The organism is Spiroplasma sp. ald, assembly GCF_044714355.1.
Taxonomy (GTDB): domain Bacteria; phylum Bacillota_I; class Bacilli_A; order Mycoplasmatales; family Mycoplasmataceae; genus Spiroplasma; species Spiroplasma phoeniceum.
In genome coordinates this window covers 1-15,189 of sequence record NZ_RXFY01000017.1, presented here as the reverse complement: position 1 = coordinate 15,189, position 15,189 = coordinate 1, and the positions used below count along the sequence as shown (strand labels likewise).

General features: G+C 28.7%; 16 protein-coding genes. 2 read left to right on the top strand and 14 right to left on the bottom strand.

From position 1 onward, the window contains the following. Nucleotides 1–125: 125 nt before the first annotated feature. Nucleotides 126–1,928 carry a translation elongation factor 4 gene (gene lepA, locus EHU54_RS01780; protein WP_400248628.1) on the bottom strand — a complete coding sequence of 601 codons (1,803 nt, stop codon included), beginning with the start codon at nt 1,926–1,928 and terminating at the stop codon, nt 126–128. A gap of 236 nt (nt 1,929–2,164) precedes the next feature. On the opposite strand from lepA, the gene EHU54_RS01775 reads away from it, so the two are divergent. Continuing rightward, complete coding sequence (locus EHU54_RS01775; protein ID WP_400248627.1) at nt 2,165–2,626, top strand: hypothetical protein; 462 nt, start codon at nt 2,165–2,167, stop codon at nt 2,624–2,626. Nucleotides 2,627–2,642: 16 nt separating this feature from the next. On the opposite strand, the gene EHU54_RS01770 is transcribed toward EHU54_RS01775, so the two are convergent. From EHU54_RS01770 to tsaE, 8 genes are all read right to left on the bottom strand, one after another. After that, entirely contained in the window at nt 2,643–3,185 is a 543-nt protein-coding gene (locus EHU54_RS01770; protein ID WP_400248626.1) for a hypothetical protein, read from the bottom strand. Nucleotide 3,186: 1 nt separating this feature from the next. Further along, nucleotides 3,187–4,146: a methionyl-tRNA formyltransferase gene (gene fmt, locus EHU54_RS01765; RefSeq protein ID WP_400248625.1), complete on the bottom strand. Its 960-nt coding sequence runs from the start codon at nt 4,144–4,146 to the stop codon at nt 3,187–3,189. Beyond that, nucleotides 4,133–6,160, bottom strand: a complete 2,028-nt coding sequence (locus tag EHU54_RS01760) for a DUF2779 domain-containing protein (protein ID WP_400248624.1) — start codon at nt 6,158–6,160, stop codon at nt 4,133–4,135. The genes fmt and EHU54_RS01760 overlap by 14 nt, the downstream gene beginning before the upstream one ends. Nucleotides 6,161–6,223: 63 nt before the next feature. Beyond that, entirely contained in the window at nt 6,224–6,838 is a 615-nt protein-coding gene (locus EHU54_RS01755; protein WP_400248623.1) for a hypothetical protein, read from the bottom strand. A 105-nt stretch (nt 6,839–6,943) separates the two neighbouring features. Further along, nucleotides 6,944–7,660, bottom strand: coding sequence for a YebC/PmpR family DNA-binding transcriptional regulator (locus tag EHU54_RS01750; protein WP_400248622.1), 717 nt, complete (start codon nt 7,658–7,660; stop codon nt 6,944–6,946). Between the two features lie 60 nt (nt 7,661–7,720). Further along, nucleotides 7,721–8,146 (bottom strand): GNAT family N-acetyltransferase, encoded by a 426-nt coding sequence (locus tag EHU54_RS01745; RefSeq protein WP_400248621.1) that lies wholly within the window; start codon nt 8,144–8,146, stop codon nt 7,721–7,723. Next, the gene (gene tsaB, locus EHU54_RS01740; RefSeq protein ID WP_400248620.1) at nt 8,147–8,719 is read right to left on the bottom strand and encodes a tRNA (adenosine(37)-N6)-threonylcarbamoyltransferase complex dimerization subunit type 1 TsaB; all 573 of its coding nucleotides are present in this window, start codon (nt 8,717–8,719) and stop codon (nt 8,147–8,149) included. Further along, a complete protein-coding gene (gene tsaE / locus EHU54_RS01735; protein ID WP_400248629.1) occupies nt 8,713–9,183 on the bottom strand; it encodes a tRNA (adenosine(37)-N6)-threonylcarbamoyltransferase complex ATPase subunit type 1 TsaE in 471 nt (156 codons plus the stop codon). The genes tsaB and tsaE overlap by 7 nt, the downstream gene beginning before the upstream one ends. 114 nt (nt 9,184–9,297) lie before the next feature. On the opposite strand from tsaE, the gene EHU54_RS01730 reads away from it, so the two are divergent. Beyond that, on the top strand, nt 9,298–10,284 hold the full coding sequence (locus EHU54_RS01730) for an NAD(P)/FAD-dependent oxidoreductase (protein ID WP_400248618.1): 987 nt from the start codon (nt 9,298–9,300) through the stop codon (nt 10,282–10,284). A 19-nt stretch (nt 10,285–10,303) separates the two neighbouring features. Here the strand turns inward: EHU54_RS01730 and EHU54_RS01725 are convergent, their stop codons facing one another. From EHU54_RS01725 to EHU54_RS01705, 5 genes are all read right to left on the bottom strand, one after another. Then, nucleotides 10,304–12,169 (bottom strand): transporter, encoded by a 1,866-nt coding sequence (locus EHU54_RS01725; protein WP_400248617.1) that lies wholly within the window; start codon nt 12,167–12,169, stop codon nt 10,304–10,306. 25 nt (nt 12,170–12,194) lie between these two features. Next, nucleotides 12,195–13,133, bottom strand: coding sequence for a pseudouridine synthase (locus EHU54_RS01720; RefSeq protein WP_400248616.1), 939 nt, complete (start codon nt 13,131–13,133; stop codon nt 12,195–12,197). Nucleotides 13,134–13,199: 66 nt separating this feature from the next. Continuing rightward, nucleotides 13,200–13,802, bottom strand: a complete 603-nt coding sequence (locus EHU54_RS01715; protein WP_400248615.1) for a hypothetical protein — start codon at nt 13,800–13,802, stop codon at nt 13,200–13,202. A 198-nt stretch (nt 13,803–14,000) separates the two neighbouring features. After that, the gene (locus EHU54_RS01710; RefSeq protein ID WP_400248614.1) at nt 14,001–14,420 is read right to left on the bottom strand and encodes a hypothetical protein; all 420 of its coding nucleotides are present in this window, start codon (nt 14,418–14,420) and stop codon (nt 14,001–14,003) included. 191 nt (nt 14,421–14,611) lie between these two features. Continuing rightward, a partial coding sequence (locus EHU54_RS01705; RefSeq protein ID WP_400248612.1) for a spiroplasma phage ORF1-like family protein occupies nt 14,612–15,189 on the bottom strand: 578 nt, incomplete at its 5' end.

The following is a 15,189-nucleotide window of genomic DNA, read 5'->3' as shown; positions in this document are numbered from 1 at the left end:
TAATTAATTAAAATTATAATTTGCTATTAGTATCTTTTTAAAAATATTTACAATTATTTTAATAGGTTATGCAAGAAGTCTATTTATATCACTTTTTATTAATAAAAAATTGCTAACAATAGCAATTAATCATCTAACTTTAAAACAGCCATAAAAGCTTCTTGGGGGACTTCAACTGAGCCAATTGCTTTCATTCGTTTTTTTCCTTCTTTTTGTTTTTCCAATAATTTCTTTTTCCGAGTAATATCACCACCATAACATTTTGCTAAGACATTTTTACGCATTGCTTTAATATCTTCTCGTGCAATAACTTTATGATTAATGGCTGCCTGAATTGGAACTTCAAAATTTTGCCGAGGGATAATTTCTTTTAATTTTGCACATAAGGCTTTACCACGCCCATAAGCAAAATCACGATGAACAATAATTGATAAAGCATCAATAATTTCATTGTTTAATAAAATATCCATTTTAACTAATTTATTAGGACGATAACCAATAAAATCATAATCTAATGAAGCATAACCTTTACTAATTGATTTTAACCGATCAAAAAAATCAAACACAATTTCATTTAATGGCATTTCATAAGTTAAAATTCGCCGTGTATCATCAATATATTCTAAATTAGCATATGTTCCACGTTTATTTTGACATAATTCCATTAATGAACCAATATATTGCTCAGGAGTCATAATCGTTGCTTTGACAAATGGTTCTTCAATGCGATCAATTTTTTGCACAACTGGTAATTCATTTGGATTATCAATACTAATCATTTCCTTATTTGTTAAATAAACATGATAAATTACCGATGGAGCAGTTGCAATTAATTCTAAATTATATTCTCGTTCTAACCGTTCTTGAATAACATCCATATGTAATAATCCTAAAAAGCCACAACGAAAACCAAAACCTAATGCTTGTGATGTTTCTGGTTCATAAACAAGGGAAGCATCGGATAACTGAATTTTTTCTAAAGCTTCTTTTAAATCTTTATATTTAGAGGAATCAATTGGATATAATCCACAAAATACCATTGGGTTCATTTTTTTATATCCTGGTAATGGCTGTTGAGCTGAATTAGCAACGGTTGTAATCGTATCACCAACCCGAACATCACGGACCATTTTAATACTTGCTGCTAATCAACCCACTTCACCAGCAACTAATTGGTTTTTTTTAACTTCTTTTGGTGTTTTAACTCCTAATTCAGTAACTTCATAAACAGCACCAGTATTCATTAATTTTATTTTTTCACCAACGCGAACAATTCCTTGTTTAACTCGAATTGAGACCATTACACCACGGTATTTATCATAATATGAGTCAAAAATTAATGCTTGCAATGGATTATTATCATCGCCTTCTAACGGCGCAGGGATATCTTTAACAATTGCTTCTAAGGCCTGTTCAATATTTAACCCTGTCTTAGCACTAATTAATGGTGCATTTGTTGTTGGAATTCCAATTAAATTTTCAATTTCTTCTTTGACACGGTCTGGATCAGCAGATGGTAAATCAATTTTATTAATAACAGGAATAATTGCTAAATTATTATCAATTGCTAAATAAACATTTGCTAATGTTTGGGCTTCAATTCCTTGTGCTGCATCAACAACTAAAATTGCTCCTTCACAAGCTGCTAAACTGCGTGAAACTTCATAGGTAAAATCAACATGCCCTGGTGTATCAATTAAATGAAAAATATACTCTTGTTGATCTTGAGCACGATATTTTAACTGAACAGAATTTAATTTAATTGTTATTCCTCGTTCACGTTCTAAATCCATTGAATCCAATAATTGTTCTTGCATTTCTCGTTTTTCAACTGTCCCTGTTAATTCTAAAATCCGGTCTGCTAAGGTTGACTTCCCATGGTCAATATGAGCAATAATTGAAAAATTACGAATTAATTTTTTATCCATTTAAAATTAAAACCCTTTCTATAAACAGTTACATCTCTGATATTATTATACATAATTTTAGCAAAATAACCTGAAATAGCAGGTTTTAATAATAAATAATTATAGTCACATTGAATTTTTAAAATAAATACGATATAATATATTATACAATTTAAAAAATAAAACTCTGAAACAATTATTTTTAAAAAAAGATAAAATTATTAGTGTTTATTAATATCACGGAATGGGGAATACTTGTGAGTACTAACTTTACAGAATATTACAATCAGTTAATCGCTGAAGTAACTTTAATTACGAATGTTGAAAAAATTTCTGATACAAAAAAAGATTGGTTGTATACATTATTAAAAAATTTAAAAACTTTTAATACAAAACAAATTAAGCTGCAACAACATGAAGGGTTAATTTACCAAATTATGCGTGTTATTAATCATAGTACGGAATTTATTCATAACCGTATTAGTAATGCCCTTAATGAATATCGCAAATTATATCGACAACATTTTAAAGTTAATTTAAACATGCGACAAGAAAATTTACGAATTTTTGAGTATTGTGAAAAACAACTACAAACTAATTATGGTAACAAACTTAAAATTTTACGAGAATCAATCATTAATTATTATTACTTAAATTATTTAAAAGATAAAATTGAAGAAACATTAAAAATTATTAGTTTGTCCGCACGAACATTATAAAAATAGTAATTATGCCCTAATTACTCTTTTTATAATGTCAAAATTGTTCATCATCTCAAATTTTATTTGTACTATTCTCATTAATCTGAACAAAAACAATTGCTAACGTAATTCCCATTATTGTTGCAACAGCAATTTGAATTGCATCAGCAATTAATTCAACAATTGCAACATCAGGCCCAAATAAGAAATAACTATACAAAACATATAATAATAACATTAAAGAACTAACAAAAATAGCACCATAGCGACTTAAAATGCGAGCACCAAAATAAGTAATTAAAAACATTAAAATTCTAATTAAAATTGAAATAGGAATAAAAATAAAACCGCCGGTAACAAGATCAATAATTGTTACATACAAAATACCACTAATTAATAACATTGGTCCTTTGATTAACGTTATTAAACCTAAAAATAACCCATCTGCTAACTGAATAATCCCTTTACCAACACCAAAATTGAACTGAATAAATTGGGAAATATAAGCAATAACTACTAACAAAGCAGTAATTAATCCTGTTGTTGCTAAATATTTTAGTGATTTTAAACGATACATTTTAAATAAAAATATTTCCAACCATAATTTCTGACGAGGCATTATGATAGTAATTTTTAGCATCAGTTACTTTTTTTCCCTCGCGTTGTAAACGCGTAATTAGCAAATAACCATTTTCAACTTTAACTTTAATCCCTAATTTTGAAATATCAATAATTGTCCCATTTACAAAATCAGCGTCTTTTTCCGCTAATGGCTCTAAAGTAATCATTACTTGGTGCAATTTATAATGAATATTATTAACAGTTGTATAAGCAATTGGTCATGCATATAATCCACGAATTTGGTCAACAATTTTTTGTTTTGGTAAAAACCAATTTACTTTTTCTTCATCACGTGTAATATTATAAGCAAATGTTGCTTGACTATCATCCTGTGGTGTTCCTTTAATTTTACCAGTAATAATATCTAATAAATATTTTTCAATCATTGTGCCTGCTAAAACCATTAACCGGTCATGCAAAGATGAGGCTGTTTCGGTGGCACTAATTGGAATTGCTGTTTGAACATACATTTCTCCTGCATCCATTTTTTTAATCATTTTCATTAGTGTAATCCCCGTTTCTCGCTCACCATAAATAATAGCCTTATGAATAGGTGCCCCACCACGTAATTTTGGTAATAATGAAGCATGAACATTAATACAATTAATACGTGCTAATTTTAAAATTCGCTCTGGAATAAATTGTCCATAAGCACACGTTACAATAACATCTGGTTGGAAAGTTCCTAACTCTGTATAAAGATCATTAATTTTTTCTGGTTGAAAAACAGGAATCTGATTTGTTAAGGCAAATTCTTTGACTGGAGAAAATTGAACGAGTTGCTGACGTCCAATTTTACGATCAGGTTGGGTAACAATTCCAATTATTTCAATTGTTGGCGCTAACTTTTGTAAAGCTTTTAAAACAGCTGTTGCAAAGATTGGCGTTCCCATAAAAATTACTCTATATTTCTGCATCTTTTTTCCCTCCCTTAATTGGTGTTAAAGATCCCATTAAACGAACAATATGTTGATAAATAACAACCATTGCTAATGTATCCCGATTACAATATTTTAACATTTCTCCTCGAAATGATTTTTGTCAAATGGTGATTGGAATATTATTCTCCACCCGGCGACGAAAGATTTCACTGGCCATATCACCTTTTTGTACCTTTAATGCTTGATAAGTAAATTGATTATCAAATGCTGGTTGTGTTTTTTTAATTGAAGCTGAACCATAAAATTCTTTTTTATAAATCATAAAGTCCTGAAAAAAATCCATTAAATCAATTGTTTTATTTCGAATAATCCTTAATTTTTTTTGTCAATCTTGATAAGTTGTCATAAGTTCCTCATTGCGACTTTGATTAATTAAGATTGTTAAATAACTAATTAATTCGGCTAAAACCTTACATTCAAAACTCTTATAATAAGCAACATAAACCCCTCCGCCATGTCTAAATAAATCAGTAACTAAATGTTTAATTAGTGCTAAGCGTGGATCACCTTCACCATCTGCTAAAAAGGCATAATGTTCCATTGTCGTTTCATCTTGATAATCAAAGTGATTATCTTTAATAAGATGGACTGAATATTGAAACGGAATTTGCTGATAAGAATATGAATAATCAAAGCGAGGAACTGCCGCTTTCATTGTTTCAAAATCATACATATATATTGGATACTGATACTGTTCTAAAATTTGATTAATAATAGCAACCTTCTTTGGATTAACAACTGGGGCATTATCTTGAACAGCAAGAATTTGGCGTTGTTGTTTTTCTGAAAATAAAGTTGGCTTTTTTTGTCGCTTTGATTGTTTAAAGGTAAATGGTAACACAATATCTTTTAACAAATCAATGTGTTCTTGATATTTTAATAACGTCTTTTTTTCCATCCCACGTGTTAACTCAAAGACACTATAATGCGGTGGTAAATAACTAGTAACATGTTGGCAATAACCATAACGATCACTTTTTCCATTGAAACATTGTTCCTTGCTAAATAACGGAAAAATTGTTTCAACTGGTTGCATAAAATAATGTTTAATTAAAGCTAAATCATCAGTAATGATGCGATTCTTTTCAACACGTTTGGCAAATTGTCCAGTCATCATTTGCTGACAAAATTCTAATAAACTAATAGCCGGTAAGGTTTTGGTTGGCAATTTATAATAATCTTGAAACATAAACAACTGGTCATCATCAATATCACCAATCCGTTGATACTCCGAATTTAGTAACATTAACGAAACCCGACTAATTGTTAAGCCTGCCCCAGTTAAAACATAATACTGATAGGCAACATCATAACCATATTCATCCTTAACATCCTTGTCAACATACATTTGTGCTTCTTTATCATATTTTCGACCAGTTGAAGCTTTAACCTCAATTAAATGATAAGTACCATCTGGAAGTTTCTTTAAAATATCACACTTTGTAATACAATTGTTATAAACAAAAGATGGTTCAAAATAAACATCATAGTTTGGATTTGCTAACACTTCAGTTGTCTTTGCAAAAGCAATTTTCTTGCTGTAATGTTCTAAATTAAAATAGGTATAATCACGCATAAAATATTCACGCGCGCGTTGGCCAACTTCATTCCCATCAGCAATTGTTTCACCGGGATAAAAATCAATTTGAACATCTGCCATCGTTGTTTGAATCTCGTCTGGTAAAGTTCGAACATCATTACTATCCGTGTCCTCAGCTGCTTGTCAATAAGTTTCTAGCGCTAAATCATACAAATGTGGTTGAAATAAACCTTTTCCCTTCTCATTTTCATCATCATCAATAAAAATAGCTTCATCAATTTTGGCACTGTTAATATTATCTTGCAAGTCAAAAAAGACCGAAATTTTTTGAGCTGTCACTCATTCTTGCACTGTTTTTAAATTACTTCGTGAAGCTAATGTTCAAGCAATTTTAAAACATTTTTTAAATCGTTTAAAATCTTCTTTTTTTAAAGTGATTTCTAAATCCATTATTGCACTTCACTTTCGTTATTTCGGATTTGCTTTTTAAAGACAAAGAAAATAAGATAGAACTTATTTTCTAGGGACAAATTTCTCTGGTTTTGGTTTTGGGCGTTCATCAACAGGAAGTTGTCCAGATTTTCGCAATTTCCGTTCTTCTTCACGCTTTTTAAGCATTTCAGCACGATGTGCTTCATATTCTTTTCTTGCCACAATTTTTGCTGCTTTTTTTTCTTCTTTTGTTAACTTAACTTTTTTTTCACTAATTTCAATTCGATGTTTTGTTTCTTCTAAATCAATTTCTTGGTTAACAATTCAAATTGTTTCATATTGTTTTTTACTAATTTTTTTTGAAATACCTTCAATTTCAAAAGCTTTTTGTTCTAAAAAAGCATTTGTTTTTGCTTCATAAATATCAACAATAACATCAAAAATATCGCGATATTTAAATTCTTTTCCTTTACGAGCAATAACTTTTTCATATTCTAATCTTAAGTTTTTACGATTATCAGTATCTTTAATATATTGTTTAATTTTATCTTTAACTTGTTTTTTTCGTTTTTCTCGTTCAATGCGTTGTGCTTTTCGTCCCATAATTGAAGAAACAATTGCAAAAATAATAACTGCGACTACAATTACGACTAAAATCACATTCATTGTCATACTACCACCCAAAAAATTTGACATTATTATCTAAACTCCTTTTTTACTTTACTATTATTATGCACTATTAACGATAATTTTTCAATTGTTTCTAATTTCCCAGGTTGTTTTCCTGCTTTTCACGCTGAACTAAGCAAGGAAAACATTATGATAAACATCTTGCACATCATCAATGTCATCTAACATATTTAACATTTTTTCAAATTGTTCAGCGTCATCACCATGTAAAGTAATCCGGTCATGGGGAAGCATTGTAATTTCTGCCATTTGAAATGTTGTAATCCCGGCTTGATCTAATGCCGTTTTAACACTATTAAATGCTGTTCCTGGCGCATAAACAACAATTTGTCCATCTTCAGCAACAACATCATTAATATCACAATCTGCTAGTAATAATAATTCTAATACTTCTTCAACCGTTTTACCTGTAAAAGCAAACACTGCTAAATGATCAAATAAATGCACGACAGCCCCATTAACTCCTAGTTTACCACCTGTTTTAGTAAAACAATTGCGTACTTCTGCCACAGCGCGGTTAACATTATTTGTCAATGTATCAACAATAATTGCACTTCCCCCTGGTCCATACCCTTCATAACGAATTGCTTGGTAATTTTCATTATCGTTTCAACTTGCTTTTTTAATCGCACGTTCAATAACATCACGTGGAACTTGTTTTGCTTTTGCTTTATCAATTGCATTCCGTAACGCTAAATTAGCATTGGGATCAACACTTCCTTCGCGTACTGCTAAATAAATTTCTCGAGCAACACGATTATATAATACTGCTTTTTTCGCAGCTGTTGCTGCCATTGACTGCTTGCGAACTTCAAATGCTCTTCCCATTTTTTCTCTCCTTTACCACCTAATTTTTTCTTATATATTATACCGTAAAATTAAATAAAGTTAGTGATGATAAACCATTAAGTATCCATTTTCTGCACCATAATATTGAGCAATTGTTCGAATAATCTTAAACCCATGCTTTAAATATAATTGTTTAGCAACCAAATTATGTTCATTTACTTCTAAAAAAATTTGTTGATATGAAAAATGTGTTAGAATATATTTTAACATTTGTTGACCATAACCTTGATGGTGATGATGCTTTTTAACTGTTAAACGTATTAATTCAAAATCATCCCCACTATGCATTAAAATAAAATAACCATAGAGATTATTTTTGACAATTAATTTATAAACAAGATAATTTTTGTTATTAATCATTTGAATTAAATTACGATATTTATAATAATTATGTGGATAATTTTCTTGTTCTAATAAAAATAATAATAAAGCATCACTATTATTAACTGGTTTTAAAATAACCATTTAACTTCAATCCTTTTTTAAATACTGTGGCTCTAAAGCAAAAATATCTTCAACTAATATAAAATGCTTTTTTAGAACAAGATAATTTTGAACAAAATCAATTTCTTGTAAATCATAACGAAACTCATAACCTGGAAATTGCTTTGTAATTTCAATACAAGTTTCATAATCAAGAACTTGCTTTGGAATCACCTCTACACCATTACTAATTACCGCAAAATACCGTTTTCCACTCCGCGCATCAAGCATTGAAACAACATTATCTAGCCCCGCCTGATAAAGTAATGTATTAATTGTATAAACATTAATCGCCGGATTAATTACTTTAACTGTTTTCACAATTGTCATTGGAATCCGAACACCAGTATAACTACCTGGACCAGCTGTTAAATAAAAATTATTAATGTCTTTTAATTTTAATTGATGCTGACCTAATAACTGGGTAATTGTTGGTAATGTTGCTTCAGTATGACGACGAGCATGGTTTTGGTGAACTTGACCAATGATTTTTTGTTCTTTTTCTAAAATTAAAATTAAAAAATCAGTACTAGTATCAATAAATAGATTTAACATCTTATCCCTCTTTTTCCTAATGCGCTTTGTAAATGTTTATTGTTGGTTTTAATCGTAAAAATTCGTTCGTCTTCATTAATTATCTTAATGGTAATTTTAATTACCTCGTACTTTGAACTTAACTGGTTGCTAATTCTCTCCGGTCATTCAATAATATTAATACTATCAGAAAAATGTTCAAAATACATTTCTCACTCTTCTTCTTGTTCTAAACCTAACAATCGATAGCAATCCATATGATTAATAATAACTTGCTGATTTGTCGTATACTGTTGCATAATTAAAAACGTTGGTGAAGTAACGGGCGTAGTTACCCCTAACGCTTTTAATAAATATTTTGTAAAAGTTGTTTTCCCAGCGGCTAACGGTCCATCTAATAATAAGCATAAATTAGGATGTAAAAACGGAGCAATTTTTTCAGCTAAAAGTTTTGTTGCTATCTCATTTTTAACAATTATTTTCATCAATATTCCACTCTCTTTTACTAATTATATCTAGGAATTAATTATTGTGCTAGACTTTTAGAAAAATATGTAATAATTAAAGTGCAGAAAAATTAGAAAGGTTGTTATAAATAAATGAAAGATATTATAATTATTGGGGCTGGGCCGGTTGGATTATATGCTTGGAGTTGTGCTGGCATGTTAGGATTAAGTGGCTATATAATTGAAGGAAATGATAGTCCCGGTGGACAACCATGAGAATTATATCCAGAAAAACCATTATATGATATGCCCGGATTTGGCGAAATCAAAACTAAAACATTTATTGAGAATTTAATTAACCAATCAAAAAAAAATACGGGGCAAATAACATACATTGGTAAAACTAACATTAGTAATATCCTTACAACAACTGATGGTTTTACTATTACTTTAACAACTAATCAAACATTTACAGTTAAAACAATTTTAATTACAAGTGGAAATGGTGTTTTTACCCCCATTCGTCTAGAACATCTTGACCCTCACAAAGAATATGAAAACTTATGATACGCTGTTAAAAATCCAACTCTTTTAACAAACAAGAAAATTGTTATTCTTGGTGGTGGTGATAGTGCTGTTGATTGGACAAATCATTTGATTGAAGATAACATTAGTAAAGATGTTACAATTATCCATCGTCGAACATTATACCGAGCTAAAGAAAACAATGTCCAAAAATTACAACAAAATAAGGTAACCGAATTAAAACCTTATCATGTTAAAATAGTTGAGACAATTGATAATAAAATTACCGCTTTAACATTAGAACATGAAACAACACATAAACTATTAACTATTACAGCTGATTATTTTATTGTTCAATATGGAGCAAAAGTTGCACCAACAATGTTGCAACAATTAACTTTAACAACAACTCCAATACGAAAAATTATTATTGCACAAACTGGGCAAACAAGTCATCCTCATATCTTTGCGGCTGGAAATAGTGCTTATTATGAAGGAAAATATTATAATATGGTAACTGGATTTGGTGAAGCTATTAATGCGCTTTATAATATTACAAAAATTATTCATGGTCAAAAATACCATCCTGGTTATTTAAGTGATATTAAAAAATAAGTTAGTAATAACTTATTTTTTAGCCTGTTAACTTATAAATTTCTTTATTAGGTTCATCCTTCTCTATTTTTTTCGTATTTTTACGTAAAGTTTCTTCTCGTTCTCACATTTTTTGATATGGCATTTCTGGTTCCGTTAAGGTAATAAAATCATCTTCATATTTTTTACGACGTAGAATTCGCATTTTATCTTGGCGTTTAGTTCAAATTTTATAAACAAGTGGTAACCGTAAGAAGATCCCACGAACAGAACCGGGTGCTCAAAAGATTGAATTAGCAAAAATAACAAACAAGGAAGCAAAGATTAAACCAAAGAAGAAATTCAATAATTTTTGTCATCCCCAAACTGGCTGTAAATCAATATTATAAATTTGATTAGGATTATGTGTTTTTGATAAAAATAAATAATTAACTAAAATAGCAATAATCATTGGAACTAACAAAATCATTCAATTTCGAAAAACACCTTTAAAGTTACTATTATAAGTTAAAAATATTCAATTATAACATCACAAATATAAAAACCGCAAAAAACTCATTAAGCAAGTAATAATTAAAATACTATATAATGCAGCTGATAAATTATTAAAGCCAAAACGTCATAGTAAAGCACTAAAAAAACAAAAGACAATGTTAAGACAGCCAATAATGAAAGTCGGAATTGCGGTTTGTTTATAATTTGCTTTAGCATATACCAAAACATTTGCAGGTTCAGCTAAGACAATAAAAACAGAGCTTAAAGCAACTAATAAGGAAAAGGTTGGCTGATAAAAGATGCTTTTAAAAATTTCACGTTCCTGTGATGTTCATGGATTTAATGTTGAATCACTAGTTCGAATTTGTTCAATAATTTGTGGCGCATACAATGTTGTCACAAAATATGGTGATAAAATAAACTGGTTAACAAACAAGAACCCAGCTATCATAAAAGCGTATGTTTCAAATTTCATATAACTCTGTCAATCAACCCGACCATTTTTTGCTGTTCATGCGGCAAAAAACTCACGGAAGGAATTAATTAAAATCATCATAATACTACGAACTCCAACCGTAATTGTCATATATAGCGATAAGGTTGATGATATTCGTAACCCTAATAATAGCGCCGTAATAATAACATCACCATTAATTAACAATGTTTCGCCAATATTTTTAAACACAACAATATTACTTGATTTAACTAGTTGCATGTTATCGCGTTGGCGAGCAATACAAACTCAAGGATAATGTAACTTAATAAATAAATAAACTAAACTTCCTTTCATAACAGAATAAAGTAAAAAAATTAAAAAGACAAAAACAGGATCCACTGCAATTGAAATTAAGTAGAAAACAATTGAATATGAGATTAAATCACAAATAATTAAAATTAAACGGCGTAAATGATTATTTTGATCAGCTTGCATTAAGTTTTCATATGCTGCCGTTCAAAATAATGCAATTAAGTTTTTTGACCCAATAATAAATACAATTAAAATCATTTTTCATAATGGATAACTAATTGTTTCATCATTTTGTAAAATACTAAAATTCTTTTCAAATAAATAAATATAAGCACTATACCCAAAAGCAATGGCAATTAATAAAATAATACCAATGTACCCTGATATTTTATATTGATGCTTTGCTGTATTAATCATTTCATTTGCTTTAATTCAATCTTTTTGTAACAATGGTTTTACTAAAAAAATAACAGTAATGGCTCCTAAGCCACCTTCCACTGTTCCTAAAAAAGCAACAATTGCAACGCTATTCTTTACAAACCCATTAAACTGCGAACCATAACTACGAATTAATAAATACATTAGCGTAAATTGAAAACATGTTCCAATTAACGAAGTAAAAGCCCCGATTAAAATACTAAAAATTCCTCTTCTTGTTGACAATTACTTCACCTCGTTCCTAATATTTTTATTTTATAATATTTTCTGGAATTTTAATAATCTTTTCATTTAAATAACTTAAATGGTCTGGCAATTGATGAAAGATTAAGGTTGTTGCATATAAAGCAATCATATACTTCTTTGTTTCTTGTTTTGCTCCATATTTAACATCATTAATAATGGGGTGATGTAAATAACTTAATGAAGCCCGAATTTGATGCTTACGGCCAGTTATTAATGTTGCTTCCAATCACGTTGCATTTGATATCTGAGCTTGAATTTTAAAATGTGTTTTAACTATTTTAGCATGTGGTTGCTCTGTTTTAGTAAAAACCATTTTTTGTTTATCTTCATCTTTATATAAATAACCACTAAGGGTAAAATCAGTTTCTTGAATAATTCCTTCACACTTTGCTAAATATTTCTTTTCAATAAATTCTTTTTGGTTAATTTTAGCTAATAACAAATCTAATGTAATTTTATTTTTCGCATATAGCACTAATCCTCGTGTTAATTTATCTAATCGATGAACATGGGAAATGACAAATGACTGTTCATCCTGCGGATGATATTCATCTTTTTGGATTAAATAATGTTGCACCATAGCATCTAATGAAGTATGAAACTTTGAGTGCATTTCTACTCCATGTGGTTTATCAACAACAAGAATGTTATCATCTTCATAAACAACTTGTAATGGTAATGGTGCAACATTATTATAAGTTGCTATCTGGTTTCGTTCTGTTACAACTAAATTTTTATCAAAAATAATAATTTGGTCTCCTAATTGAAGTTTATAATTTTGTTCTTTCATTACTTTGTTATTTACTTTAATTTTTTTATTACGAAATAACTTATAAATAACTGATAACGGAGTTGTTTGAAACATTTTTTTAATAAAATTAAAAATTGTTTGATTAACATCATTTGCTTTAACTGTTAAAGTAACAACTGTTTTTGGTTCCATACTTCCCTCGTTTTCCTAGTATTAATTATATAATGAAAGTTAACCATTATCCGAAGAAAAAACATTCTAAGCTATTATTTTAGAATGTTTATCATTTTTTGCTTTCTGTTTTTCTTCAACTTTTAAGATATTTGCTTTAATTTCTGCAATTTCAGCCACATCTGTAATTTGATTAAATAAATGATATAACATATAATTTTTTTCTTTTTCTTTCAAAAGATGTTTATCGAAGAAAGCGACTGTCTCATCAATTGTTTTCATTAACTCATAAGCTTGTTCACGAGTAATGCTATTATTTGATAATGGTTTTTTCACCAATGTTGGTAATTGTGTTACAAAAGCATAGTCTTCCAATGCTTTTTCTTTTTCAGTATAATAGAAAATTCGAAAAGCACTCACTTTTGCTCCAATTGTTTTAATAGCATTACGAACACCAGTAACTTTTGTTGACAACATATTTTTGATAAAGACTGCAATAATAACAGTAATTGTCCCAATTGGAATAATAATTGAAACAATCAAGTCTAAATCAACACCAAATTTTGTTGCAAACATTGCTTTAATTAAAGTATAACCATTTTGAATTAGTAAAACAGTAATAAAGAAACTAAATTTAGTTGCTTTTCATCATTTATGTGGAACTAAAACTTCTGTTTGACGGTTCAACACGTATCAGAAGAAATATGAAACTAAGACTAATAAAATGCCATATATTAAAGTAATTAAGGTTGTTAAAAAGTTAAAAAAAACTAAAAATTATTGTTAAATTTGTTAAAAAGTTTAAATACATTCGCGGATTAAAAATAACATAATCATTTGGAAAAGTTGTTGATAATCCATAACGAACTTCAAAGCGATGACGTTGCGCTATTTTAATAATAATGACAATATAATAGCATAACGCAATCAAGGCAATCATCCCCGTAATAAATAAATATGAATAAGCCAAATTATAATATTTGTTGCACGTTGATTTCATGCTGCACTTCAATCGGTTACATTATTGTTTTCTCCAAAAAAATTAAAGGATAACAATGAAAAATCAATTAATGGATATGTAATACTCATTAAATTCTTATATGTTTCTTGCACTTGTTCAGCTGATTTTTTCCCAGCCGCAATTTCTGCTAAAGTTTTTGAAACATCGTTTTCACTATTAATCCGATCACGTTCATTAATAAATAAAATTAAAAATGTAATAATTACGGCAGTATAAATAATCCAAAAAAGCATTGAAACTAAATACTGCCAGCCAACTAATGCTGTTAGTTTATTGGGTTTTATCATTAGCATCACCTATTTTCTATTTTTTTTTTTTTTATTTTAAAATAAAACTATAATTTAAAATGTTAAATTTTTAATATTATTTTGATAATCAAGGAAGGGGCTCCGCGACTTTTACCCCTTTAAGTAAGGTGGTGTGGTGGTTTATCCACGCACCACCTTACTTTTTTTTACTAACAACATTATATTTACTACTAAAAATAGCGTAAAAGTCCGTTAACCATTGCTAAAACTAAAATAGAACTTAACATAATTTTAAATGTGATATCAAACGCAAACAAATTACCAATATTATTAAATAATTCAGACACATTACTAAATACATGTACTATGCCATTAACAAAATTATAAACATCTTTCATACCCGGCAATTTATTTACTAACCAAATTGCAGCATTTTCAAAACAACCGCCAATATGAAATAAATCACATTGTTTATATGATATTTCTCAAATATTACCATTATTAATTTCATTATTTCAATCAGTAGCATTATAAATGCTAAAATTAAAACCAAAAATAGAAAATTGATTTTCTTTTATATCTAGTGCACCAGAATAAAAAGTAAAAACATTAAAACGTTTATATTTACTAGTATCAGTCATATTCAACATTTTTATACTTTTATATAAATTATCATTTAAAGGTAAAATATCAGTTTGATATTGTCAATTTGAATAAAACGAATAATAATCACTAGCATTATTAATTTTATAAGCATTAGACTTCTTGCATAACCTAGTTATTTTAAAATTCCTATAAAATATATTTA